Source organism: Paenibacillus sp. FSL H3-0457 (genome assembly GCF_037981725.1).
In the GTDB taxonomy this organism is placed as follows: domain Bacteria; phylum Bacillota; class Bacilli; order Paenibacillales; family Paenibacillaceae; genus Paenibacillus; species Paenibacillus amylolyticus.
On sequence record NZ_CP150283.1, the window covers coordinates 145,813 to 169,577 of the forward strand.

Below are 23,765 nucleotides of genomic sequence, written 5' to 3' on the forward strand. Positions count from 1 at the left end.
AATCAAGACACAATTAATATGGCGGTGTAGCTCAGCTGGCTAGAGCGTACGGTTCATACCCGTAAGGTCGGGGGTTCGATCCCCTCCGCCGCTACCATATTACCCAGGAGGCTTAGCTCAGCTGGGAGAGCATCTGCCTTACAAGCAGAGGGTCGGGGGTTCGATCCCCTCAGCCTCCACCATATACGCCGGTGTAGCTCAACTGGTAGAGCAACTGACTTGTAATCAGTAGGTTGGGGGTTCAAGTCCTCTCGCCGGCACCATTAATGCCTGGAACCGTGGTGTAGTTGGCCTAACATGCCTGCCTGTCACGCAGGAGATCGCGGGTTCGAATCCCGTCGGTTCCGCCATTAATCCTAAAAATTAAATATGGCTCGGTAGCTCAGTCGGTAGAGCAGAGGACTGAAAATCCTCGTGTCGGCGGTTCGATTCCGTCCCGAGCCACCTTTAATCCCTGGAGGATTAGCGAAGTGGCCAAACGCATCAGACTGTAAATCTGCTCCCGTACGGGTTCGGTGGTTCGAATCCATCATCCTCCACCAGTTTTATGAGTCATTAGCTCAGTTGGTAGAGCACCTGACTTTTAATCAGGGTGTCGAAGGTTCGAGCCCTTCATGACTCATCTTTAAGAAAAGAGTGATTAATCATTAATTTGATTAGCTGCTCTTTTTTTGTTATGTAATTTTAGCTCAATATGGATATTTATTAATGCTGGGCAAGATATGATAAACTAATAGAAAACATGCAGAGTGGTGACGTTCATTATATGAAGCTCATACCTGATTTAAAACAGCAAATTGAAGTCATTATAGGCACAAATTTGGACGAATATGAAATTACAATAGAAGAATGGATGCAATCTGTTGCCAATCTAGTTGGTAATCATGAAAATTTAGAGACCTTTGGTGATGAAGGTGAGTGTCAGGAGTTATCTGATCAATCTGCACCTCCAATTTCATCCGATGTAATCAGTTTGAATACGGGAAAGCGTATATTTTTTAAGGTTCGGATGAATGAGCAAGAAGAGACTGTCGTGTGTTGGGGATGCCCTGCAAAATCAATTACCGTAGAAACACGACAATTGATTGAGCTTTTGATCCGCACTAACACGGCTCTACCCGATGAGGTACAACCTGTTGTATATGAGAATGATAGGGAGCAGTATTTGACTGAATTGGGTCTCTGGCTTAAAGAGCAGATCGAAGAACCAACCAAGCAGGAATCTGAAGCGGTTCCTGATCGCTTTGTGGTGCCCGCAGGATTAAATGCTGAGAAGATTCTCTTCTTGCTGCAAGGCGATACACCGGATGCACATCGTTTACGGTCCAAGGAACTCAACAAGTTGCTTGAGAGTTACTTTGGCGAGGAAATTGTCTTGATTCCTTTGGGGGAGCAAGAGTGGATTTTTATGGGTGATAAAGAAATTGTTACAGAAGAAGCCGAGGAAGATACAACGGAGGCCAAAAAGGATTCACTGAACGCTTTTTGTCTGGGGTTGCATGAATTGGTTGCCAGTGAGTGGGCTGGGGTGTTCCATCTGTCTGCATCTCTGCCATGCATTCCTGCGCAACAACTTGTATCGGTCACAACTCTTCTTAGAGAGAGTGTTCACTTAGGGAGAGCATTCCATGTTACGCAGCATATTCATCTCCCATGGGATCTTCACCTGGAGAGGTTGGTAGCGAGCATTCCAGATGATCAACGTATACGTTTTATAAAGGAAACTGGTAAAGACACGGTAATCTTCAATGACAGTGAGACACTTGCTACGCTGGAGACTTTTTTTAGCCTGGACTGTAATGTCAGCGAGACAGCGAAACGACTTTTCATTCATCGTAATACGTTGGTATACCGCCTGGACAAGATCAAACAGGAGATTGGCTATGATGTGAGGCACTTCGAAAGTGCCGTTCTAGTGCAGTTTTTACTACTAATGTACAAAGTGACGAAAAAGCATTGATATTTTTGTGCAGTTTGCGAATAGTCAAACCTCACGTAGATAGGGTATTATAAAAATACAAATTGTATTCGATTACAAAATGATCTCTGAGGAGGCAACATTCATGGCTGGAGTACGTTTAGAGCATATTTTCAAAAAATACCCGGGTTCTGATAAAGCAACTGTAGTTGACATTAACCTGGACATTAAAGATAAAGAATTTCTGGTACTGGTAGGTCCGTCCGGTTGTGGTAAATCAACAACACTTCGTATGATCGCAGGCCTTGAGGAAATTTCTGAAGGTAAACTCTATATCGGTGACCGTGTCGTTAATGATGTTGCACCTAAAGACCGCGATATCGCGATGGTATTCCAATCCTATGCCTTGTATCCACATATGAGCGTATATCAAAACATGGCGTTTGGTTTGAAATTGCGTAAGGTTAAAAAAGATGAGATCGACAAACGTGTACGTGAAGCAGCTAAAATCCTGGATATCGAACATTTGCTTGAGCGTAAACCTAAGGCATTGTCCGGTGGTCAACGTCAACGTGTAGCTTTGGGACGTGCGATTGTCCGTGATCCACAAGTGTTCTTGATGGATGAGCCTCTCTCCAACTTGGATGCCAAACTGCGTGGTCAAATGCGTGCTGAGATCACTAAACTTGCGAAACGTTTGGAAACAACTGTTATCTACGTAACGCATGACCAGATCGAAGCTATGACGATGGGTGATCGGATCGTTGTTATGAAGGATGGTATCATCCAACAAGCAGCTTCTCCGGAAGAGTTGTATAACCTGCCGGCTAACCTGTTCGTAGCTGGTTTCATCGGTTCCCCGACAATGAACTTTATCTCGGGTAAACTCGCTGAGCAAGGTACTAGCATGCATTTCATAGCTCCTGGTGTGGATGTTGAAATCCCGCAAGGTAAAGCACAAGTGTTGAAATCTAGAGGATACATTGGTAAAGAAGTGATTCTGGGTGTTCGTCCAGAAGACATTCACGAAGAGCCAGTATTCCTGGAAGCATCCCCGAACTCTGTATTCTCTACACACGTAGATGTTACAGAGAACCTGGGTCACGAAATGCTCCTCTATTTGAGCGGTGTTGGTAATGATACAACGATCGCACGTGTAGACGGACGTTCTAACACTCGTGATGGTTCCACAGTTAAAATGGCCATCGACATGAACAAAGTTCATATCTTTGACAAAGAGACTGAAGTGAACGTACTTCTTCAAGACAAATAATACTGGGATTCCTCGGTGACGATGGAACCTGACAGTTAACGCAATTATACATTGTAATGAGAGCCCCTTCCGTTATTGCTGGAAGGGGCTTTTTTAAGATTAATGAATTTATAAGTTTCGGCAGAGTTGAAGGATTAATAATCGTAAGAAAAACACCCCTTAAACTACGAATGTAGTATCCTAGAAGGTGCTTCGATCAGAAGACTTTTCTTACTAATGGTTGTCGGAGGCTGCGATTGCATTCATCCCGGAATTCATTTAAGATTATTTGAAGGTCTGTCTTCATTTATTTGAGAGAATCGACTGTTGGAAGGGTATGCATTCTGTACCCCATGTTGTGAATGCGCTAATAATGAAAATAACTGATACACGATCTGATGTACATAGAGGGACAGCTAATGCTGAAAGGAAGAGACAAATGGCGAAAAAAGTGAAAGTATCTGAACTGGTGCAGCAATTTCAGTTGGAGGTTGTTTCTGGATCTCACGGATTGAAAAGAGTCATTACGGTAGATGACCTGAACCGTCCTGGTCTGGAAATGGCCGGTTATTTTGAATACCATCCACAAGAACGGGTACAGCTGCTTGGAAGAACGGAGTTAGCTTTCTTTGCAATGTTACCTGAGCAAGAGCGGCGCGATCGTATGCAACGTCTTTGTACGGAAGAGACGCCTTGTATCGTTGTCACGCGTGGACTGGAAGTTCCGCAAGAGCTGATTGATATCAGTGAAGAGCAGAATCTGGCTGTACTTCGTAGCAACATGGCTACTACGATTCTATCCAGCCGGATCACGGGATTCCTGGAAAAGAAATTGGCACCAACAGCAACCATTCACGGTGTACTTTGTGATGTCTATGGCGTAGGTATGCTGATCACAGGTAGCAGCGGTATTGGTAAGAGTGAAACAGCGCTTGAACTGGTGAAACGTGGACACCGACTGATTGCCGATGATGCGGTAGAGATCCGCCAAACGTCAGATTTTCAGCTGCACGGTACTGCACCTGAATTGATCCGCCACTTGCTCGAGATTCGAGGTGTCGGTATTATCAACGTCATGACATTATTCGGGGCTGGTGCGGTTCGGAATAACAAACGGATTACTTTGGTTGTACGTCTGGAAGCATGGCAGCAGGATAAACAATATGATCGTCTGGGTCTGGATGAAGAGACTACACGTATCATTGATACGGATGTACCTCTTGTTACAATCCCTGTTCGTCCGGGACGGAACTTGGCGGTTATTATTGAAGTGGCAGGTATGAACTATCGCCTGAAACAGATGGGTCTGAATGCTGCGCTGCAATTCACGAACAAGCTGACAGCAACCATCTCGGAAGATATGGAAGACATGGATTAAGAAACATTTTATACAAGGAAATGAAGATAAATGGTTGACATGTACTGCTTCTCTTAAGGCGCAGTGTATGCCAACCATTCGTCATGCGTGCGATTGATTGAATAAATAGGAGTGTGAATGAATGGATACATTATTACTGTTGAACCCGATTGCGTTCTCTATTGGAGCGTTAAAGGTTCACTGGTACGGGCTTATTCTTGGTGCTGCGGCACTTATAGGACTCCTGCTCGTGATCCGGGAGGGCAAACGATACAATATTCCACAGGAAGTGTTCATGGACATGGTCCTGCTGGGTGTGCCTTCTGCCATCATTGGTGCCCGCATCTACTACGTAGCATTTAAATGGGAAGATTATAAGGATAATTTCTGGGATGTCTTTAAAATATGGAATGGCGGTATAGCCATCTATGGTGCACTTATTGGTGCTATTATCTGTGCAGTTATTTTCTTCCGTCGTAAAGGATATAACTTCTGGCGTATGGCCGATATCTGTGCGCCTGGACTGCTCGTTGGACAGTTGATCGGACGCTGGGGGAACTTTGTGAATCAGGAAGCCTACGGCGGTCCTGTGGAAGAATCATTTTTGACAGACAAGCTTCATCTGCCGGACTTTATTGTGAATCAAATGAACGTAGAAGGCGTATTCCACCACCCTGCGTTTTTGTATGAATCGATGTGGAGTCTCGTTGGTCTGGTCTTGCTGCTGGTTCTGCGTCGTCAGAAGTTTCTGCGTTCAGGCGAACTGTTCATGTCTTATTTCATCTGGTACTCTATCGGTCGCTTCTTTATTGAAGCTTTGCGTACGGACAGTCTGGGCTTCCAGGCTCCGCAGTGGGTTGCTTCACTAGTGAACGGGTTGTGGTCTCCAATGACTGCAATGGGCTTTGAACAAGGATATCTTGATCCTGCTTACGGTAACGTAAGAATCTCGCAACTGCTCGCGATTGGCATCATTATTGTTGCTGTTGTATTCATTGTGGTGAGAAGAGTGACAGGTAAAGCAGATGTTCGTTATAGTGATCCGATTGTATCGTCCAAAGTTACCTCAGATGATATGGAGCATACGGGAACAGTTGCTGGCAAAGAGAATAAGGTAACACCTCCAGCCAAAGATGAATCCAAGCAAGTTGATGATAAAAAGGAGTAATGCAACATGATTGACACGGTATTGTTTGATCTGGATGGAACGATTATTGATACCAATGAGTTGATTATCAGCTCATTCCAGCATGTCATGGGGGGATGGGAGCATTCAGCTCCATGGACACGGGAACAGATCATTCCACATATGGGTGGCACACTGGAGCAGCAAATGCGCACTTTCTCTGGCCAGGAGGAAGTCTCCGAGTACGTGAAAGGTTACCGTGCTTATAATGATATCCATCATGAAGCGATGGTTAGACCATTTCCACATGTTATTGAGGTAGTAGAGGCGCTGCATCAGGCAGGCATTGTGATGGGTGTGGTCACAACCAAGATTCGTCCATCTACATTAAAGGTGTTGGAGCGTTTTGACCTATTGAAGTATATGAAGACGATTGTAACAGTGACCGATGTGACGAATCCGAAGCCGCACGCTGAACCTGTACTGAAAGCGATGACGGAACTGGGTGCAGATCCTGCCAAAACGTTAATGGTGGGTGACAGTCCAGTGGATATCCAATCGGCACAGAATGCGGGCGCACTCTCGGCGGGGGTTGCATGGTCTCTTAAAGGAGAAACAATCCTGAACGGATATGGACCCGACTATATGTTGCATGACATGAGAGACTTGTTGAAACTCATCCGTATTGAAACGGGACGTTCATGAGAAAAGTAACCCGCTATCCGGTAGAGGACCAGAATGCACTTTGGCATATCTACAAGACAGTGAGTCCGTGGAAGGGCGTTCGTAATTTTATCTGGATCCAGTTGTCACGTTATTGTCCAATCCTATCGGTGAAGAACTGGATTTACCGCCGAATGCTCGGTATGAAGGTGGGAAAACACACAGCCTTTGGCCTGATGGTGATGGTGGATGTGTTTTTTCCGGAGAAAATAACGGTTGGCGAAAACTCGGTCATCGGTTACAACACAACGATTCTCGCTCATGAGTATCTCATTAAGGAGTACAGGCTCGGTGAGGTGATTATCGGGGAAAATGTACTAATTGGTGCTAACACAACGATACTTCCCGGGGTAACCATAGGAGATGGAGCCGTTGTGGCTGCTGGAGCAGTCGTACATAAGGATGTTGCACCAGGAGCTTTTGTTGGAGGTAATCCACTGCGTGATTTATCCCGCGCGGCAGCTTCTACGGAAGAAACTGTCTTTAACACGGATGATTCTTCTCAGGGTAGTGTGCATTGAGTCAATAAAGTAATGAATGAAGATGAATCAATGAAGATGATTCGAAGTAAAAAGCTGCTGACGGCAGCTTTTTTCGTATATAAATACCGATTGGCGAGCGTTACGTTGTGTATATAAAACGATATGTCGATCCAAGGGCAATCAAGCTTTGGTATTGTTGACGGTAGTGCGGATTTCATGTTATCATATCCCATATCCTTTAGTTTGTTAGCACTTTACCATGTGAAAGTATTCTTGGAGAAATGAAGCATGATAAGGATTGGAATAAACCAATAGTTGAAGGCTTATGCGATAATACTGTGATTCAGGTTTATAAGATAGAATGGGGATTTACACTACATAAATCCTGTTGAAATAGAACGAGTGCAACTCTTAAATTACTGACTCGGGGTGAATATTACCAATGTCCAAACCAAAAGGTTTTGAAAAACCGACCGGATTCCGCGACTATACACCACATGTAGTATCCAAGCTGCGGACGATTGAACGCAATGTACTGGAATGTATGGAACGCTGGGGTTACCGTCAGATTATCACACCAACGATTGAATATTACGATACGGTAGGTGTGGCAAGCTCTACATCAGATCGTAAATTATTTAAATTGCTAAACAGCAGGGGAACCACACTGGTACTCAGATCGGATCTAACGGCTCCTATTGCACGCGTCGTTTCATCCATGCTCAAAGATGAGCAGTTGCCGCTGCGTCTGTCCTATCATGCGAACGTATTCCGTTCTATTGAAGAGGAAGCTGGGCGTGAAGCTGAATTTTTCCAGACGGGCGTGGAGTTGGTTGGAGACGACTCACCTGAGGCGGATGCAGAAGTCGTTGCGCTTGCGATCGCCTCTTTGCAGGCAGCGGGCGTGTCTTCTTTTAAAATAGCAATGGGTCATATGGGATTCCTGAACGGATTACTGGAGGAAGTGATTCCAGGCCAGACCGCTGAGCAGGAGCAATTGAAGGAAGGGTTGCTCGGACGTGATTATGTCGGCTATCGCCAGTCAATTGAAGCATTGAATCTGGAGCCTAAGTTGAAAGAACAGCTTGAAGCGATCCTGCGTCTGCGTGGTGGTAAGGAAGTATGCACACATGCGGTAGAGCTAAGTTCAAGTGCTGAAGCAGCACAGTCGATTGCACATCTGTGTGCCGTATTCGAAGTGTTGGAGGCGTACGGTGTATCCGAGCATGTGCTGATTGATCTGACGATGATCGGTGATTTCTCCTATTATACGGGCATGACCTTTGAAGGGTATGCAGCCGAACTGGGATCTCCGGTATGTAGCGGCGGACGGTATGATAATCTGTTACAACAGTTTGGTCGTTCATTGCCAGCTACAGGATTTGCACTGAAAACGAACCGTATTATTGATGGTGTTCATGGCATTACGATTGAAGAGAAAAAACCGATACTTATCCAATATACCCCGAAACGTCGGGCTGAGGCACTAACAGAAGCGGCAAGATTACGCAGTATGGGACAAAATGTAGTGACACTCCTTCTTCCTGAAGATGGGGTTGGGGCAAGTGCCGTATCGGTTGAAGCAAGAACCGCTCAGGCTGAGCAGGTTATTACTTACGGATCTGAAGAAGGAGGACGCTGAGATGTCGGATATTCTGAAGGTGGCCATGCCGAAGGGCCGAATCTACAAAAAAGCCTCCAAATTGTTTCGTGAAGCGGGGCTGGATATTCCAGAAGACGTGGACGATACACGCAGATTGGTCATCGAAGTACCGGAAGCGGGAATGGAATTCATTATGGCGAAGCCAGTAGATGTTCCAACGTACGTGGAGTACGGTGTTGCCGATATCGGAATTGTTGGTAAAGACGTGCTGCTAGAGGAAGATCGGGATGTGTACGAACTGTTGAATCTGGGAATCGCTCAGTGCCGTATGTCTGTGATCGGACTTCCAGACTGGAAGCCAGGCATCCAGCAACGTGTTGCAACGAAGTATCCAAGGATTGCTTCACAGTATTTTCGGGAGCAGGGGCAGCAGGTCGAGGTGATCAAGCTGAATGGTTCCATTGAGCTAGCGCCCCTGATTGGTCTGGCAGACCGGATTGTCGATCTGGTGGAGACAGGTCAGACACTGCGCGAGAACGGATTGGTGGAGATGACAGGCATTCTGGACATCACCAGCCGTCTTATCGCCAATCGGGTAAGTTATCGGATGAAAAATGCACGAATCCAGGCTTTATGTGATGCACTTCAGCAGGTCATTCCAGCATCGAATGAGATTTCGGCGGGAAGCTTTCGGGGATAAACTACTGCGTCAGAAATATAGATGAGAAACATGTAAAGCAGAAGCAGAAGCAAAAGCAAGAGTAAGAGACACAAAAAGGAAACGAATCGGCCACAAAAAGGCAGGCATTACAGAGGATGAGGAGGTTGTACGTATGAAAATTGTACCTGCACGGGAGTTTGATCTGAAGCGGGAAGTGGAGTATGGCACGCCGGAGCAAAATGAAACGGTACGGCGTATTGTCAGCGACATTCGCCGTGAGGGTGATACGGCACTGCTGCGTTACACGGAGCAGCTGGACCGCACAAAGCTGACGGCCGCGGAATTGCGCGTGCCGCAGGAAGAGCTACAGGCGGCTTATGCAGCCGTGGAGCCATCCTTTGTGACGGCGATTCGGCAAGCCGCCGCCAACATTCGTGCGTTTCATGAGAAACAGAAACGCAACTCGTGGATGGATTGGCAGCCGGACGGCAGCCTGCTGGGCCAGGTCATCCGACCGCTGAAGCGGGTCGGCGTCTATGTACCTGGCGGCAAAGCAGCGTATCCATCGTCTGTGCTGATGAATGTGATTCCGGCACAGGTGGCAGGCGTGCCGGAGATTGTTCTCGTGACGCCGCCGTCAACGAACGGTGGCGAAGGTATTAACCCGTACATCCTCGTTGCTGCTGCGGAAGCAGGCGTGAGCGAGATGTACCGGGTTGGCGGCGCTCAAGCCATCGCCGCCCTGGCTTACGGCACGGAGAGTATTGCACCGGTCGACAAGATCTGTGGACCGGGCAATATTTACGTGGCGCTCGCGAAGCGCGAGGTGTACGGGGCGGTCGATATCGACAGTATCGCCGGGCCGAGTGAGATTGTGGTGCTCGCCGATGATACGGCGAATCCGGTGTACGTCGCCGCCGACCTGTTGTCGCAGGCGGAACATGACGAGATGGCATCGGCCATTCTCGTCACGAATTCGGCCACGCTGGCGGAAGCCGTGCAGGGCGAAGTGCAGCGGCAGCTTGAAGTGCTGCCGCGGCGTGATATCGCTGCTGCTTCCGTGGAGCAGTATGGCGCTATTATTGTAGTCGATTCCATCGATGAGGGAATTGACGTGGTGAACCGGCTCGCACCGGAGCATCTGGAGATCATGGTGCAGGAGCCGATGGCTTACGCTGGCCGGATCGAAAATGCCGGTGCGATCTTCCTCGGCCCATACAGCTCGGAGCCGGTAGGGGATTACTTTGCCGGACCGAATCATATTATTCCAACCAATGGAACCGCGCGATTCAGTTCACCGGTGGATGTGGATGATTTTATCAAGAAATCGAGTCTGATCTATTATAGTAAAGAAGCGCTGCTGCAGAACGGAGCGGCTATTATAGAGTTGGCCCGCCATGAGGGTCTTGAAGGGCATGCCCGTGCAATTGCTGTACGGTTAGAACAGGAAGGAAAGGCGGAATCGGACAATGGATAAGCAAAATAATGGTGTGGAACTTGAAAACAAAGGTGCAGTGCGCCAAGCAGAGGTTGACCGCAAAACAAACGAGACCAATATCCAATTGGCCTTTAATGTAGATGGAACAGGACAATCCACGATTGAAACGGATGTACCTTTCCTGAACCATATGCTGGATCTGTTCACCAAGCACGGACAATTCGACCTGAACGTGCAGGCTCGCGGAGATATTGATATCGACGATCATCACACGGTTGAAGACATCGGAATCTGTCTGGGACAGACGTTGCGAGAAGCGTTGGGTGACAAACGCGGTATTAAGCGTTACGCCAGTGTTTTTGTACCAATGGACGAGGCACTCGCTCAGGTCATTATTGATGTGAGCAACCGACCTCACTTTGAATACCGTGCAGAATACCCTTCCCAACAGGTAGGCAGTTTCTCCACGGAGCTGGTACATGAATTCCTGTGGAAATTGGCGCTCGAAGCTCGAATTACGTTACATGTCATTGTGCACTATGGTCAGAACACCCACCACATGATTGAAGCGATCTTTAAGGCGCTGGGACGTGCACTGGATGAAGCAACGATGATTGATCCACGTGTAACGGGTGTGCCTTCCACGAAGGGAGTGCTGTAGACGATGGCGATTGCAATTGTCGATTACGGTATGGGTAACCTGCACAGCGTCGGCAAAGCGGTCGAACGTCTTGGCTACGAAGCGCTGGTCACGGGTGACCGGGAAGAGATTCTTGGCGCAGATGGTGTCATTCTGCCAGGCGTAGGTGCTTTTGGTGATGCGATGGTTCATCTGCGGGAGAGTGGACTGGATACGGTGGTGAAGGAAGCCGCTGCCGGGTCCAAGCCACTGCTCGGTATCTGTCTGGGCATGCAATTGTTATTCAGCTCAAGTGAAGAGCATGGGGAGCATGAGGGACTGGATATTTTGCCAGGTAAAGTGGTGCGATTCGCACCAGGAGAGCTGAAAGTTCCTCATATGGGATGGAACCGTTTGGAATTCCTGCACGCGGAAAATCCTCTATTTACGGGGCTTGAGGCAGGTCACGTCTATTTTGTCCATTCCTATCATGCGCTTACTGAAAACAGGGACGATCTGCTGGCGGTAACGGATTACGGACATCCAGTGACAGCCATTGTAGGCAGAGGATCCAACTTCGGCATGCAATTCCACCCGGAGAAAAGTGGAGAGCTTGGTATAAAGCTGCTCGGCAACTTTTTGGCTCTGACAGGAGCACCTGTACAAAGGTAAAACATCATCTCTTCTTAACTATAGAAAGCGTACAAATCTAATTCATATTCAGGAGGCCTTGTATGTCATCTTTTATCCTATATCCGGCGATTGATATCCGGGACGGCAAATGTGTAAGACTGGTGCAGGGAGATTATAATCAGGAGACCGTGTATAACGATGACCCGGTTCAAGTGGCTCTATCCTGGGAGAAACAAGGCGGTACATTTGTCCATCTGGTGGATCTGGATGGTGCGAAAGCGGGTCATCCTGTTAACGATGAGCTGATCGGGCGGATTGCGTCGGCTGTGAACGTACCTGTTCAGGTGGGCGGCGGACTTCGTACGGTAGCGGATGTAGAACGTTTGCTGGGTCTGGGTGTTAGCCGGCTGATCATTGGAACAGCAGCGATTGAGGATCGTGCTTTTACAGAGGAAGTACTGGGACGTTACGGCGACAAAGTGGCAATTGGCATCGACGCTCGTAATGGTTACGTGGCAACCCGCGGATGGCTTGAAACATCGGAAGTACAGGCAGAGGTGCTCGCGAAGGAACTGGCGGCATATGGCGCAGAAACGTTTATCTTTACGGATATATCCCGTGATGGCATGATGCAGGGTCCTAACGTAGAAGCGATTGTATCTCTTGCCAAGGCGAGCGGACGGACGGTTATTGCTTCCGGTGGTGTAAGTGTGATGGATGATCTGCTTCGTCTGAGTTGTCATGCAGATGATGGTGTTGGTGGAGCGATCGTGGGTAAAGCGCTGTATACTGGGAGTATCGATCTGTCTGAAGCAGTACGTGCGGTAAACAAGTAAAGGATATTCGGGTAGAGAGGAAGAGGTAGCATGCTGGCAAAAAGAATCATCCCCTGTCTGGACGTGAAGGACGGCCGGGTCGTCAAAGGCGTCAACTTCGTTAATCTCCGCGATGCGGGTGATCCGGTAGAGCTGGCGGCGCTATATGACCGCGAGGGCGCGGACGAATTGGTCTTTCTCGATATCTCCGCTTCAGTGGAAGGTCGCGAAACGATGGAAGAAGTCGTGCGGCAGACAGCAGGCGAGATCGCTATTCCCTTTACGGTAGGTGGTGGCATCTCCAAGGTAGAGGACATGAAGCGGATTCTCCGTGCAGGAGCGGATAAAATTGCAGTGAATACAGCCGCGGTACTTAATCCGCAGTTGATTGCAGATGGTGCACGTCGCTTTGGCTCGCAGTGTATCGTGGTAGCGATCGATGCCAAGTATAACGAAGCTTGGGGCGAATGGGAAGTCTATACCCATGGTGGACGGAAACCATCCGGGATCAAGGCGCTGGAATGGGTTAAACAGGCTGAGAGCTTGGGCGCGGGGGAGATTCTTCTCACAAGTATGGACGCGGACGGAACAAAAGACGGCTTTGATCTGAAGCTGACGGCAGCGGTATCCGAATCTGTGCGTATTCCAGTCATCGCATCGGGCGGTGCGGGCAAGGAATCTCATTTCTATGATGTATTTACCACAGGCAAAGCGGACGCAGGGCTGGCCGCAACGATTTTCCATTACAAAGAAATCGCCGTACCGGCGTTAAAACAACATTTGAGAGAACAAGGGGTGGAGATCCGTGACTAAAGTGAGCGATGAAATCAAGGAACAGTTGTCCTTGGAACAGGTTGTGGAACACATTCGTTGGAGTGACGGTTTGGTTCCTGCCATTGTGCAGGATGTGGATACTCGTGAAGTTTTAATGATGGCTTATATGAATCGCGAATCCCTGAAGTTGTCGCTGGAATCCGGTGAGACCTGGTTCTGGTCACGCTCGCGTCAGGAGTTGTGGCATAAAGGGGCAACATCTGGCAACGTGCAGACGATTACTTCCCTAAAATATGATTGTGACGGCGATACCTTGTTGGTTGAGGTGAAACCGAACGGTCCGGCTTGCCATACAGGGGCGGTAACTTGTTTCCATAATGAAATCATTGGTTTGCCAGAGAAATCGGCTGACAAGGCTTCGGATGAAGCGGGTGCGGCATCTGCTTCTGCAAGTTCCGGTTCCGAAAGTCGCTTTGAGGTATTGGCTGAACTGGAATCCGTTATTGCAGAGCGTGAACGTGAGCGTCCTGAGGGTGCATATACAACGTATCTGTTTGATAAAGGTGTAGACAAAATACTGAAAAAAATCGGTGAAGAAGCGTCCGAGACAATCATCGCCGCCAAAAATAAAGATAATGACGAGCTTCGTCTGGAAGTCAGTGACCTGATGTATCACCTGCTCGTCCTGTTACAAGAGCGCAAGCTACCGCTGGACGACATTATGTCAGAGCTGAGCCGCCGTCATGAACGGCCTCGCCGCGATTAGGAGGCGAGCTACGTGCGTATAGACTATCATACACACCATGAGCGGTGTGGACATGCCGTGGGCAAACTGGAAGAGTACGTGCAGCGTGGTGTGGAGATCGGACTATCCCAGATTGGATTGTCCGATCACATGCCATTGTTGCATGTCGATCCGGCTCAATATTATCCGGAAATGGCGATGCCTATGGATGAACTGCCGCGTTATGTAGAGGAGTGTTTCTCCCTGAAAGAACGTTACCGTGGTCAGATTGACGTACGTGTTGGTCTGGAAGGTGACTATATTGAAGGCTGGGAAACAGAGATCCGTGCAATCATTGAGCGTTATCCATGGGATTATGTGATTGGCTCTGTGCATTTTCTTGGGGAATGGGACATTACGGATTTCCGCCAGACCCATCACTGGGAGGGCAAAGACATCCTTGAAGTATATCGTCAGTACTACGATGCCGTAAGCAAGGCAGCCGCCACGGGGATGTACGATATTATGGGCCATACGGATGTCATTAAACGGTTTGGCTTTGTTCCTTCAACAGAGCAGACAGAAGAACGTATCTCACTGGAGAACGCAGCGTTGCAGGCTATTGCCAAAAGTGGCTGCGCCATGGAGCTGAATGCTTCCGGGTTATCGAAGCCTTGTGCCGAGATGTTCCCTAGTCGCAGAATGTTGACGGAAGCCATTCGAATGGGTATTCCATTAACCATGGGCTCTGATGCACATGACCCAATGAAGCTGGGCGATTATTTGCGTGAAGCTGAAGCACTTTTACATGAGTTGGGCTGTACGGAAGTCGCTGTTTTTGAAGGCCGTCATCGCTCGTTCATTCCTTTAAATGTATAAGCCATTAGAGTATAATGAGGGTAGGAAATAACCTTTTAGAGGTAGTTCAAAAAGTCCGCCTTTGATTACGAAGGATGCCTAATGGCATCTTCAGCATCGAAGCTGGAATTCAGCCGAAATAGGTGGATGCTTACGAAGTATGTTTCCTCTGGAAACATTGTGGTTGCTCACGTAGTTTTGCCTACGCTCCGCTACTCCATTTCTAGCTTTATCCCATCTTCTCGGTACCGAAAACCGGTCTTTTTGAACACTCGCTTTTAGATAAGGGATTATATAGGGACTTCAACCCTCGGGAGGGCATTATGCAGCATTCGTTACGTATTTTTTCCGGTTCATCGAACCCTAAGCTGGCAGAACAGGTATGTGACAAGCTGGGTGTACAACTGGGCAAGATCAAGCTGTCCAGGTTCAAGAGCGGAGAAATATACGTTCATTATGAAGAAACGATCCGTAATTGTGATGTGTTTCTGGTACAGTCGTTGTCTCATCCGATTAATGAGCTGTTTGTCGAGCTGTTGGTGATGATTGATGCCGCAAAGAGGGCTTCAGCGCGCACTGTGAACATCATTGTTCCGTATTACGGCTATGCTCGTCAAGAGCGCAAATCCGCTCCACGGGAACCGATCTCGGCCAAGATGGTAGCAGATGTATTAACTACGGCTGGCGCCAATCGAGTGGTAACGATCGACCTGCACGCAGCGGCCATTCAGGGATTCTTCAACATTCCGGTTGACCATATGACATCACTGGATCTGATTAGTGATTATCTGTTAAGCAAAGGAATCGAGAACCCTGTTGTCGTCTCCCCGGATGCGGGACGAGCATCGATGGCAGAGAAGCTGGCGAACCGTCTGGATTCTCCATTTGCCATTATGATCAAGAAACGTCCAAGCCATAATGAATCGGTGATTACCCATGTCATTGGTGATGTAGAAGGACGGACACCTATTATTATTGAGGATCTGATTGACACTGGAACAACCATTCTGAATGTTGTGGAAGGGTTGAAGGAACGTGGCTCCAAAAATGTATATGTATGTGCAACACACGGATTGTTCTCGGATGGGGCAGTAAGTAAATTGAATCACCCGTCAATTGAAGAGGTGGTCGTTACGGACTCGATCGCACTGCCAGATGACCACCCTGAATGCTTCAAAGTGTTACCTGTTGCGCCAATGCTGGCCCGCGCCGTACGCATTATTGTGGATGGTGGCTCCATGGCCACATTGTTTAAAGATTCTGGCATATAGAGCATCGAGGATATAACGTTGTGTTGCCAGATGAACTGTTCCGTGTCTGAGTTGTTGTCTGCTCAGCACGGTTTTTTTGTTTTTGCGCTTTGAATTCAATTCTTGCTTTGTTGCTCAGAGGCTTGTGCTATAATAACATAAAATCAGTTATGATAGCGTTATCATATAGTATTCAGCCCCTAAGGTGAGATGGATGCTGAACAGTAGAACCACGGCTGAGAACATTGGCATCGTGGAGTGAGGAGTGGGGTCTATTGTCGCGTACTTGGTATTATCGACTGTTGTTTTCGTATTTCCCTATTTTCTTTTTTACCATGACGATCCTTATTTTTATCGCATTTGTTTTCATAAATGACGTCTCTAGGGAAGAGACCAGAAAGGCAGATCGGATCTCCTCCAGTTACTTGGAGTCTACACTGGATCGTACGATCCGGGATATTGAGCTATCTGTGACCGAAACAGTACAGAACACACAAGCTTACAAGCTTTATTTTAATAACACCGTCCAGACCAGCTCGGACACGGTCTATTCAATTGCACAGAATTTGCGCGAACTGTCCAGTTCTTCTTCATGGATTCAATCCATCTATATCTACGACAAGAGAAACGACAGAGTTTTGACAGTAAGTGGCTCCAGAGAATCGGACAGCTTCTCGGATAAGGTGTGGATTGATCGGATTGTTAACGGGCCAATCGGGTCGGGCTGGCAACCAGTCCGGGAAATCGAGGTGGACTTTCAGCAACCTGTACGGGTACTGACAGTGAATAAGGGCATGCCTTTACCTTTTGGCTCCGAGGGTACACTGGTCATTAATATCAAGATGAGCAGTATTGAGCAAAGTGTGGATAGTATGGTTAATGGGCAACTTTCCTTTCTGACGATTACGGATCGTGAGGGCAAGATTGTGTATAATGCCCATTCCGATTATGAAGGCGCAGTGAATGGAAAGGAGCTAAACCATTTACCGCTAGACAGATTGGGCTGGACCCTGTCCAGTGGAATTAAGGCGGGCAACTTGTTTGGCTGGGTATCCGTAGTTTCCTACGTGTGGATTGTAATTGGAATGGTGACTGTTATCTGTGCCATCGTTTATATAGTCTATATTACTCGTCGTAACTATAAGCCTATTCAGATTATCATGAACCGGATTGAAGCTCATCAAATCCGTGCGTTGGAAAACTCAGGCACTCGGACCGATGAGATGAAGATGATTGATGGTGTTCTTGAGAATCTGATCAATCATATGATGGACTATGATAAGAAGAGCAGAGAGAACGCACTTTTACAACGCAGCAGGCTGTTTAATGCCTTACTGCTTGGGGAACATATGGATCAAGTTTCAGAGCAATTGAAGGATCTGTCTCCTTTTGATGAAGTGCATGACTCGTCCCGTTTTGCCGTTGTGGTTGGAGAAATCAACAAGTATGAAAAGGGGTTCCAGGAACGGTTTACGAGAGGTGAACAAAATACGCTGAAGTTTGCTTTGATGAACGTTCTGCAGGAACTATCACGTAATATGGGAGTACAGTGCTGGGCGGAATGGATCAGCGCAGATCGAGTAGCGATACTCTTTCTGTCCAAAGAAGATAGTGACAGTAACAGCTCGGATATGTCAGGGAAGATTCGCATTGTGGCAGAGGAATGTCAATCTTGGGTGGAACAGAATCTGCGTATTTCCCTTAGCTTTGGTATTGGGCCTATTGCTGAAGGCATAGGATCGATTCGGGATTCCTATGCAGCAGCCGAGACGGTAATGCAACGCAAGCTTTTGATGAATGGTGACGTGGGGCAAGCCGAGTGCGGAGAGCATCAGCATCCTTTGCTGGATACTTACACTTACCTGCAGATGATTGCCGACTTTGTTAAACGATTCCGCATGTCGAGTGTTCAGTGGCGTGATCAACTGGAAGAGATTTTCACAGCATTTGAGCGAAATAAACTGCCAGATGACGAGATTCGCTCTCTCATCCAGGCGATGTTACAGATGCTCAGTAGAGAAGTCGCAATGATGTCAGAGAAGCTGCAAGAAGAGCTGTCAGAAGAGAACATTAACAAGTGGCTCAAGTTGATGGAAGAGGCAGAGACACTTGAGGATATCAAAGGCCTTCTGTTTGATAATCTGACGGATCTGTTCAGAACCTATGTGTCGGTCACTGAAACCAAGAGTTACAAAGCAATGGTTAACGAAATGAAAGCCTATATTGAAGAACAGTTTGCTAATCCAGATCTTTCATTGAAACATCTGAGTGATCGATTTCAGATTACGGGCAAACATGCGAGTTATTTGTTTAAGACCGAATTCAACATGAAGTTTGTTGATTTTGTTACAGAGCTTCGCATGAAGGAGGCCGAACAGCTTCTGTTAAAAACGGATCATTCCTTGCAGGACATTGCTTTGAAAGTAGGATACGCGAACGGGATTACTTTAGGCCGTGTGTTTAAACGGGTGATGGGTATTACACCAGGGGATTATCGTCGTTTGAAACGTGAACACCTTGATCTCGAAGAATGACAAGAATATAGATGTTCATGGCTTAAGTAAATACAGGGTGAGTTTTAGGCAGTCGCTCTTCACTGAGAGAGCGGACAGTCTGGGATTCACCCTGTTTGTATTATTCAGTTATAAACTGAAAGGGAAGTAACTACTTGTGTGCGAGATTACAAGGACATCCCCACTTTTTTCTATTTACGATTATAAGCAGTATGTGAAAATGGTTTATCCGAATATGAGCAGAGTGTTCTGTGTCAGAGGGGGCAGACTAGCACTAAAGCCTTTAGTAGCAAGGGGTTGGAAAATAGTCAGTCTGCGATAATAATCAGAGTGTATAAACCATAATTCGTATGTAAACGCTTACGAAACTAGTTTATTGTAAGAAAGACGAGAGATGTGGAATACTCAGAGCAAGCTTTTAAAAACATTCACGCAAAGCCAAAGGGGATGAACGGAATGACAAGAAAAGGGAGTCTAAAGAAGTTGATGGGTTTGGCGCTTACAGCAGTAATGGGCGTCTCACTACTTGCGGGGTGCTCATCTGCTGATAACAAATCAGCAGAAGGTGGGGCATCTGGCGATGGAAAACGCGTCACATTAAAGGTGGAGCTTTTCGACCGTGGTAAAACACCTTCTCAGTACACGATCTCAAATAACTTTATCTCTCAAATGATTCAAAAGAATTTTGGTGATCCGAACAACATTGACGTACAGTTCGTACCTGTTCAACGTTCTGAGGAAGTAACCAAGCTGAATGTCCTGATGGCTAGTGCTTCGGACGTTCCGGATATTGTCTTCGTTTATGACTCCAGCGTGTTTTACCGCTATGCACAACAAGGCGGGTTGACAGATGTAGGTGATCTGATTAATCAGTATGGACCGAATCTGAAAAAGTTTTTGGGCGAAGATACATTAAAGTTTGGTCAAGTGGAGGGACAGCAGTTTGCTATACCGGGTAAACGTGCGATTACAGCGCGGTACAGCTCCTTCATTCGTCAAGATTGGTTAGATAAGCTGGGAATGCCAGCACCTCAAACAACAGATGAGTTGTATAACACAGTGAAAGCTTTTAAAGAAAAAGATCCTGGCAATGTGGGAAGTCAAAACATTCCTATGGGTTTTGCGCTTGCACCAGCTTCCTATGAACCACTCATCTATTCTTTCATTAAGCCAATCGCTGGTGATAAGACTTATGCTCAACGCTATGAACTGCCTCTGCATGAAGGATTCAAAGAATCCATGCAGTTCTTGAACAAGCTATACAACGAAGGATTGATCAGTAAGGATTTCAGCTTGGATAAGGATAAAACCCAGTTAAACAAAGACGTTGCAAATGGAAATACTGGTTTCTTCTCTGAAGATGTGGACTCTATTTTCTGGCCAGATGGATCTTATGATCTTTTGAAAACAAACAAACCGGACAGCAACTTGGCTCCGCTCGATGCATACACCAATGCGAATGCTGATGGAAAACATATCAAGTCTCGTTATGGTTCGAATGGTATGTACATCATGATTCCGAAGAGCAGCGAACGTGCGGCAGAAGCAATTAAATATCTGGATTGGATGGCTTCCGATAAAAACCTCACTGCCATTTATGATGGTGTGGAAGGCGAGAACTATGATCTGGTAGACGGCATTCCGGTTGCTAAAGCAGACGCTACTCAAGAAGCAAAAGATCGTCTGTTCAATGCAGGAGATACCGCAATTATTTCGAACGGTAAAAACCTTGGTGATCAAGCACAAAATGAAAAAGCTTGGATCATGGGATTCCCTCCAGCGAATCAGGAAATTTTGAAAAAAGCACTTGAAGTTGCAAACACAGATACTGTTGGACCAATTGTCTTCAGCAAGCCAATTCAGACAGAGATGAAGTATAGCACAGCACTGACAGATAAATTGGACGTTATTATCGTAAAAACAGCGATGGCAAAACCTGAAGAATTCGATGCTGTATTTGAAAAAGAAATGGCTGACTACATGTCCTTGGGTGGAACAGAGCTGAAAAAAGAATTGGAAGCTGCTGAACAATAAGTTTGAACAAAATGTGTGTAAATTGAAGTGTTTCGATGAAGCCTGTGCCGTCTCTTGGATGGCGGCATAGCGTTTCTTCGTTTGTGAGGAGGAGAGAGAGACATGACCACATACTTGAAGAGATACTGGCAACTGTATGCGCTAATTTCACTACCCCTTATTTATTTTATCATTTTCCGATACGGACCAATGTACGGTGTGCAGATCGCTTTTAAAGACTTTAACCTGTTTCAAGGTATTAACGGTAGTGAATGGATCGGTTTTGATGCTTTTCGCGAGGTATTCGCAATGCCGGACTTCTACACTACGCTACGTAACACATTTATGCTGAATTTTCTTGATCTGATCGTTTCATTCCCTGCTCCAATCATTCTGGCCATTATGCTCTATGAGGTAAGGTTTAAATGGTTTAAGAAAATTTCACAGACCATTTTGTACATTCCTCACTTTATCTCCTGGGTTATCATCGGGGGAATTGTATACCAATTGTTTGGTAATCAATCCGGTATGGTAAACGGTATTCTGGAAAGTATGGGCCTAAATTCAATTCCGTTTTTGACAGAGAAAAACCCTTGGCTTGTTACTTACCTGTTCACAGGTGTGTGGCAAAGTGCTGGGTGGGGAACCATTCTATATCTGGCTGCATTAACCGGCGTTAACAAGGAATTGTTCGAAGCAGCTGAGATTGATGGTGCAACGCGGCTGAAGAGAATCTGGCATATTACACTGCCAAGTATTAAACCAACCATTGTAACCTTGCTTATCCTTAATCTCGGAAATATGGTCAGCATCGGTTTTGACCGGCCTTATGTTATTGGTAATACGGCTGTTCGTGAATATTCCGATGTACTCAGTACCTTTGTATACAGAATGGGTATACAGTCTGGACAGTATACACTTGCAACGGTTGTCGGCTTATTCCAGGCTGTTGTCGGATTGATCTTTGTACTCGGCTCAAACTATATCTCGAAGAAAACAACCGGTGAAGGAATACTATAATTTTAGGGAAATAATAAAATTTGTTACATTTGGTTTGTTGAACGTATAGACCATCAGTAAAGGAGTTGTGCGCAGATGAGTGACCGCACCTCGAACCGGATTTTTGATATTGTCAATGTCTCCTTTATCACCTTATTTGTTATATTCTGTCTTGCTCCGTTTCTGCACACGATTGCGATATCGCTAAGTTCGAACCGGGCCATTACATCAGGTGAAGTAACCATCTTCCCAAAGGAATTTAACTGGGATGCATATGGGCAAGTATTTTCGGATCATTCCATGATCTATTCACTAGGCTTCACCACGGTTCTTACGATAGCTACGACAGCGCTGTGCATGTTGTTTACCATTGCTGCAGCGTACCCGCTCACGAAGAAAAAATTAAAAGGTCGCAAAATGTTTATGTACGTCATCATCATCACCATGTTCTTCAGCGGAGGGATTATTCCCGAATATTTGCTGATTCGTGACCTGCATTTGCTGAATTCCGTTTGGGCTTTGATTCTACCAGGATTAGTGAGTCCGTTTAACTTGATTATCCTGATCTCCTTCTTCCGTGGGATACCGGAGAGCTTAGAAGAATCGGCTGAGATCGACGGAAGCTCACATGTACACACGCTCTTTAAAATTATTCTGCCATTATCCATGCCAGTAATCGCTACACTCAGTTTGTTCTATGCGGTTGGACGCTGGAATGGTTTTCAGGATTCCCTGATGTACATCACGGATCCGAAGCTATATCCACTTCAACTAAAGCTCTATCAAATGGTACAGAACAACATGGTTAGTGAGCTTACATTAATGGAAGGTGCCAACCGGACCAGATTAACTCCAGAGAGTCTTAAGGCTGCAACGGTCGTGTTCGCAACAGTACCTATCCTACTGGTATATCCATGGTTGCAAAAGTATTTCGTCAGCGGTGCGATGCTGGGAGCGGTTAAAGGATAATTTTGGGTGATCCCCGTACACACAAGAACTGATACCAGGGGAAGGAGAAGGAAATGAATATGCAGGGAGAAGACAAGGGCGAATACTCATTCTCGACATGTTGGAACATCAGGAAACATCCCATAGGGGAAGATATGATTCGGGAGATTGCGGATCTCGGCTTTCGTCGGGTGGAGCTCAATTATAATGTGACGAAGGAGATGCTTACGACGATTGAGCCCATGATTGAGCGTGGAGAGATCGGAATTTCTAGTGTCCACAACACCTTTCCACATGACCCTGATCCAGACTACGGTACGGATTCCATCTTGCTCGGCTTCGAAGATGAAGTGAAACGTAAACGGGCGATCGAATTGCTGGTAGAGTCGGCTGAATATGCCCAACGTTATGGTGGAGAAGCAGTTGTTGTACACCCGGGAGAGGTACCTTTTCCTGAGGATATCAGCAAAGACCTTGGAAAGATCTATAACGAGGAAGGTCCGGATTCACCGAAGTATCACAGCAAATGGGCTGAATTGATGGAGCGGCGGGAAGCTCTCAGTTCAGGGTATGTAGAGAAAATTATTGCCAGTCTGGATGAGGTATGTAATCGGGCGGCAGCTAAAGGTCTGGATGTTCGTTTTGGTATCGAGACGAGATCCAGACCACAACAGATTCCTACCCTTGCCGAAGCCAAGACTATCATCACAGCTCTCAAAGGGGCTCCGGTTGGTATCTGGTACGATACAGGTCATGCCATCATGATGGACCGAATGGGCCTTTATGACAGTGTGGGAGAAATGCAAGGCCTGATGGATGATATCGTAGGGGTCCATATTCATGAGACACTTGGTCTCTCTGACCACTGGTGCCCGTATGTACACAGTAAGGATATGAACTTCTATGATGCCTATCTGCCGATGATTCGCCGCGCACAGGTGAAGGTGTATGAGTTGAAGTCTGCCTGTAAGGCAGAAGAGATCCATGAGAGTCATGACTTGCTTATGAAGAAGCTTGGAGTGACAGAGTAGGCGCGGTGATGTGGGAAACAGTTTGCAT

21 protein-coding genes and 7 tRNA genes are annotated in these 23,765 nt (G+C 46.7%); all 28 read left to right on the forward strand.

The features are described from left to right. Nucleotides 1-20 precede the first annotated feature (20 nt). The 28 genes from MHH25_RS00700 (at nt 21) to MHH25_RS00835 (ending at nt 23,737) form a co-directional block, all read left to right on the forward strand. Nucleotides 21-97, forward strand: a tRNA-Met gene (locus tag MHH25_RS00700). A 9-nt stretch (nt 98-106) separates the two neighbouring features. Continuing rightward, nucleotides 107-182, forward strand: a tRNA-Val gene (locus tag MHH25_RS00705). Between the two features lie 5 nt (nt 183-187). Then, a tRNA-Thr gene (locus MHH25_RS00710) sits at nt 188-263 on the forward strand. 9 nt (nt 264-272) lie between these two features. Further along, nucleotides 273-350: transfer RNA gene (locus MHH25_RS00715), tRNA-Asp, on the forward strand. A 21-nt stretch (nt 351-371) separates the two neighbouring features. Next, nucleotides 372-444: transfer RNA gene (locus tag MHH25_RS00720), tRNA-Phe, on the forward strand. A gap of 12 nt (nt 445-456) precedes the next feature. Further along, a tRNA-Tyr gene (locus tag MHH25_RS00725) sits at nt 457-542 on the forward strand. A 7-nt stretch (nt 543-549) separates the two neighbouring features. Beyond that, nucleotides 550-622: transfer RNA gene (locus MHH25_RS00730), tRNA-Lys, on the forward strand. Between the two features lie 144 nt (nt 623-766). Beyond that, a complete protein-coding gene (locus MHH25_RS00735) occupies nt 767-1,960 on the forward strand; it encodes a helix-turn-helix domain-containing protein (protein WP_340018864.1) in 1,194 nt (397 codons plus the stop codon). Nucleotides 1,961-2,063: 103 nt separating this feature from the next. Beyond that, the gene (ugpC, locus tag MHH25_RS00740) at nt 2,064-3,191 is read left to right on the forward strand and encodes a sn-glycerol-3-phosphate ABC transporter ATP-binding protein UgpC (protein ID WP_017691279.1); all 1,128 of its coding nucleotides are present in this window, start codon (nt 2,064-2,066) and stop codon (nt 3,189-3,191) included. 418 nt (nt 3,192-3,609) lie between these two features. Beyond that, nucleotides 3,610-4,548 carry an HPr(Ser) kinase/phosphatase gene (gene hprK / locus MHH25_RS00745; RefSeq protein ID WP_017691278.1) on the forward strand — a complete coding sequence of 313 codons (939 nt, stop codon included), beginning with the start codon at nt 3,610-3,612 and terminating at the stop codon, nt 4,546-4,548. Between the two features lie 121 nt (nt 4,549-4,669). After that, entirely contained in the window at nt 4,670-5,695 is a 1,026-nt protein-coding gene (lgt, locus tag MHH25_RS00750) for a prolipoprotein diacylglyceryl transferase (RefSeq protein ID WP_100526424.1), read from the forward strand. Between the two features lie 6 nt (nt 5,696-5,701). Next, nucleotides 5,702-6,358: a pyrophosphatase PpaX gene (gene ppaX, locus MHH25_RS00755; protein WP_100526425.1), complete on the forward strand. Its 657-nt coding sequence runs from the start codon at nt 5,702-5,704 to the stop codon at nt 6,356-6,358. Next, a complete protein-coding gene (locus tag MHH25_RS00760; RefSeq protein ID WP_036616162.1) occupies nt 6,355-6,897 on the forward strand; it encodes a DapH/DapD/GlmU-related protein in 543 nt (180 codons plus the stop codon). Before ppaX ends, MHH25_RS00760 begins: the two co-directional genes overlap by 4 nt. A 403-nt stretch (nt 6,898-7,300) precedes the next feature. Continuing rightward, the gene (locus tag MHH25_RS00765; RefSeq protein WP_340018865.1) at nt 7,301-8,500 is read left to right on the forward strand and encodes an ATP phosphoribosyltransferase regulatory subunit; all 1,200 of its coding nucleotides are present in this window, start codon (nt 7,301-7,303) and stop codon (nt 8,498-8,500) included. A 1-nt stretch (nt 8,501) separates the two neighbouring features. After that, complete coding sequence (hisG, locus tag MHH25_RS00770) at nt 8,502-9,161, forward strand: ATP phosphoribosyltransferase (protein ID WP_036674770.1); 660 nt, start codon at nt 8,502-8,504, stop codon at nt 9,159-9,161. Nucleotides 9,162-9,294: 133 nt separating this feature from the next. Continuing rightward, nucleotides 9,295-10,599 (forward strand): histidinol dehydrogenase, encoded by a 1,305-nt coding sequence (gene hisD / locus MHH25_RS00775; RefSeq protein ID WP_340018866.1) that lies wholly within the window; start codon nt 9,295-9,297, stop codon nt 10,597-10,599. Next, entirely contained in the window at nt 10,592-11,221 is a 630-nt protein-coding gene (gene hisB / locus MHH25_RS00780; RefSeq protein ID WP_036674766.1) for an imidazoleglycerol-phosphate dehydratase HisB, read from the forward strand. The genes hisD and hisB overlap by 8 nt, the downstream gene beginning before the upstream one ends. Before the next feature lie 3 nt (nt 11,222-11,224). Further along, nucleotides 11,225-11,851: an imidazole glycerol phosphate synthase subunit HisH gene (gene hisH, locus MHH25_RS00785; RefSeq protein WP_076216872.1), complete on the forward strand. Its 627-nt coding sequence runs from the start codon at nt 11,225-11,227 to the stop codon at nt 11,849-11,851. Between the two features lie 62 nt (nt 11,852-11,913). Next, the gene (gene hisA / locus MHH25_RS00790; protein ID WP_340018867.1) at nt 11,914-12,648 is read left to right on the forward strand and encodes a 1-(5-phosphoribosyl)-5-[(5-phosphoribosylamino)methylideneamino]imidazole-4-carboxamide isomerase; all 735 of its coding nucleotides are present in this window, start codon (nt 11,914-11,916) and stop codon (nt 12,646-12,648) included. A gap of 30 nt (nt 12,649-12,678) precedes the next feature. After that, the gene (hisF, locus tag MHH25_RS00795; RefSeq protein WP_017691268.1) at nt 12,679-13,440 is read left to right on the forward strand and encodes an imidazole glycerol phosphate synthase subunit HisF; all 762 of its coding nucleotides are present in this window, start codon (nt 12,679-12,681) and stop codon (nt 13,438-13,440) included. Nucleotide 13,441: 1 nt separating this feature from the next. Then, complete coding sequence (gene hisIE, locus MHH25_RS00800) at nt 13,442-14,167, forward strand: bifunctional phosphoribosyl-AMP cyclohydrolase/phosphoribosyl-ATP diphosphatase HisIE (protein WP_076216873.1); 726 nt, start codon at nt 13,442-13,444, stop codon at nt 14,165-14,167. A 12-nt stretch (nt 14,168-14,179) separates the two neighbouring features. Then, nucleotides 14,180-15,004, forward strand: coding sequence for a histidinol-phosphatase HisJ (gene hisJ, locus MHH25_RS00805; protein WP_340018868.1), 825 nt, complete (start codon nt 14,180-14,182; stop codon nt 15,002-15,004). Nucleotides 15,005-15,306: 302 nt separating this feature from the next. Further along, complete coding sequence (locus MHH25_RS00810; RefSeq protein WP_036616184.1) at nt 15,307-16,254, forward strand: ribose-phosphate pyrophosphokinase; 948 nt, start codon at nt 15,307-15,309, stop codon at nt 16,252-16,254. 254 nt (nt 16,255-16,508) lie between these two features. After that, nucleotides 16,509-18,767, forward strand: a complete 2,259-nt coding sequence (locus MHH25_RS00815; protein ID WP_339284992.1) for an AraC family transcriptional regulator — start codon at nt 16,509-16,511, stop codon at nt 18,765-18,767. 435 nt (nt 18,768-19,202) lie between these two features. After that, complete coding sequence (locus MHH25_RS00820) at nt 19,203-20,780, forward strand: extracellular solute-binding protein (RefSeq protein WP_157116011.1); 1,578 nt, start codon at nt 19,203-19,205, stop codon at nt 20,778-20,780. A gap of 102 nt (nt 20,781-20,882) precedes the next feature. Further along, nucleotides 20,883-21,779 carry an ABC transporter permease subunit gene (locus MHH25_RS00825; protein WP_074092961.1) on the forward strand — a complete coding sequence of 299 codons (897 nt, stop codon included), beginning with the start codon at nt 20,883-20,885 and terminating at the stop codon, nt 21,777-21,779. A 75-nt stretch (nt 21,780-21,854) separates the two neighbouring features. Beyond that, nucleotides 21,855-22,727, forward strand: coding sequence for a carbohydrate ABC transporter permease (locus MHH25_RS00830; protein WP_074092962.1), 873 nt, complete (start codon nt 21,855-21,857; stop codon nt 22,725-22,727). A 59-nt stretch (nt 22,728-22,786) separates the two neighbouring features. Next, on the forward strand, nt 22,787-23,737 hold the full coding sequence (locus tag MHH25_RS00835) for a TIM barrel protein (RefSeq protein WP_340020430.1): 951 nt from the start codon (nt 22,787-22,789) through the stop codon (nt 23,735-23,737). Nucleotides 23,738-23,765 lie beyond the last annotated feature (28 nt).

Coding starts and splice junctions, on each gene's coding strand:
- MHH25_RS00735 (WP_340018864.1), top strand. CDS start 767: ATGAAGCTCATACCTGATTTAAAACAGCAAATTGAAGTCATTATAGGC.
- hisB (WP_036674766.1), top strand. CDS start 10,592: ATGGATAAGCAAAATAATGGTGTGGAACTTGAAAACAAAGGTGCAGTG.
- MHH25_RS00830 (WP_074092962.1), top strand. CDS start 21,855: ATGAGTGACCGCACCTCGAACCGGATTTTTGATATTGTCAATGTCTCC.
- MHH25_RS00820 (WP_157116011.1), top strand. CDS start 19,203: ATGACAAGAAAAGGGAGTCTAAAGAAGTTGATGGGTTTGGCGCTTACA.
- MHH25_RS00760 (WP_036616162.1), top strand. CDS start 6,355: ATGAGAAAAGTAACCCGCTATCCGGTAGAGGACCAGAATGCACTTTGG.
- hprK (WP_017691278.1), top strand. CDS start 3,610: ATGGCGAAAAAAGTGAAAGTATCTGAACTGGTGCAGCAATTTCAGTTG.
- hisH (WP_076216872.1), top strand. CDS start 11,225: ATGGCGATTGCAATTGTCGATTACGGTATGGGTAACCTGCACAGCGTC.
- hisG (WP_036674770.1), top strand. CDS start 8,502: ATGTCGGATATTCTGAAGGTGGCCATGCCGAAGGGCCGAATCTACAAA.
- MHH25_RS00765 (WP_340018865.1), top strand. CDS start 7,301: ATGTCCAAACCAAAAGGTTTTGAAAAACCGACCGGATTCCGCGACTAT.
- MHH25_RS00810 (WP_036616184.1), top strand. CDS start 15,307: ATGCAGCATTCGTTACGTATTTTTTCCGGTTCATCGAACCCTAAGCTG.
- hisD (WP_340018866.1), top strand. CDS start 9,295: ATGAAAATTGTACCTGCACGGGAGTTTGATCTGAAGCGGGAAGTGGAG.
- lgt (WP_100526424.1), top strand. CDS start 4,670: ATGGATACATTATTACTGTTGAACCCGATTGCGTTCTCTATTGGAGCG.
- hisA (WP_340018867.1), top strand. CDS start 11,914: ATGTCATCTTTTATCCTATATCCGGCGATTGATATCCGGGACGGCAAA.
- ppaX (WP_100526425.1), top strand. CDS start 5,702: ATGATTGACACGGTATTGTTTGATCTGGATGGAACGATTATTGATACC.
- hisF (WP_017691268.1), top strand. CDS start 12,679: ATGCTGGCAAAAAGAATCATCCCCTGTCTGGACGTGAAGGACGGCCGG.
- ugpC (WP_017691279.1), top strand. CDS start 2,064: ATGGCTGGAGTACGTTTAGAGCATATTTTCAAAAAATACCCGGGTTCT.
- MHH25_RS00835 (WP_340020430.1), top strand. CDS start 22,787: ATGCAGGGAGAAGACAAGGGCGAATACTCATTCTCGACATGTTGGAAC.
- MHH25_RS00825 (WP_074092961.1), top strand. CDS start 20,883: ATGACCACATACTTGAAGAGATACTGGCAACTGTATGCGCTAATTTCA.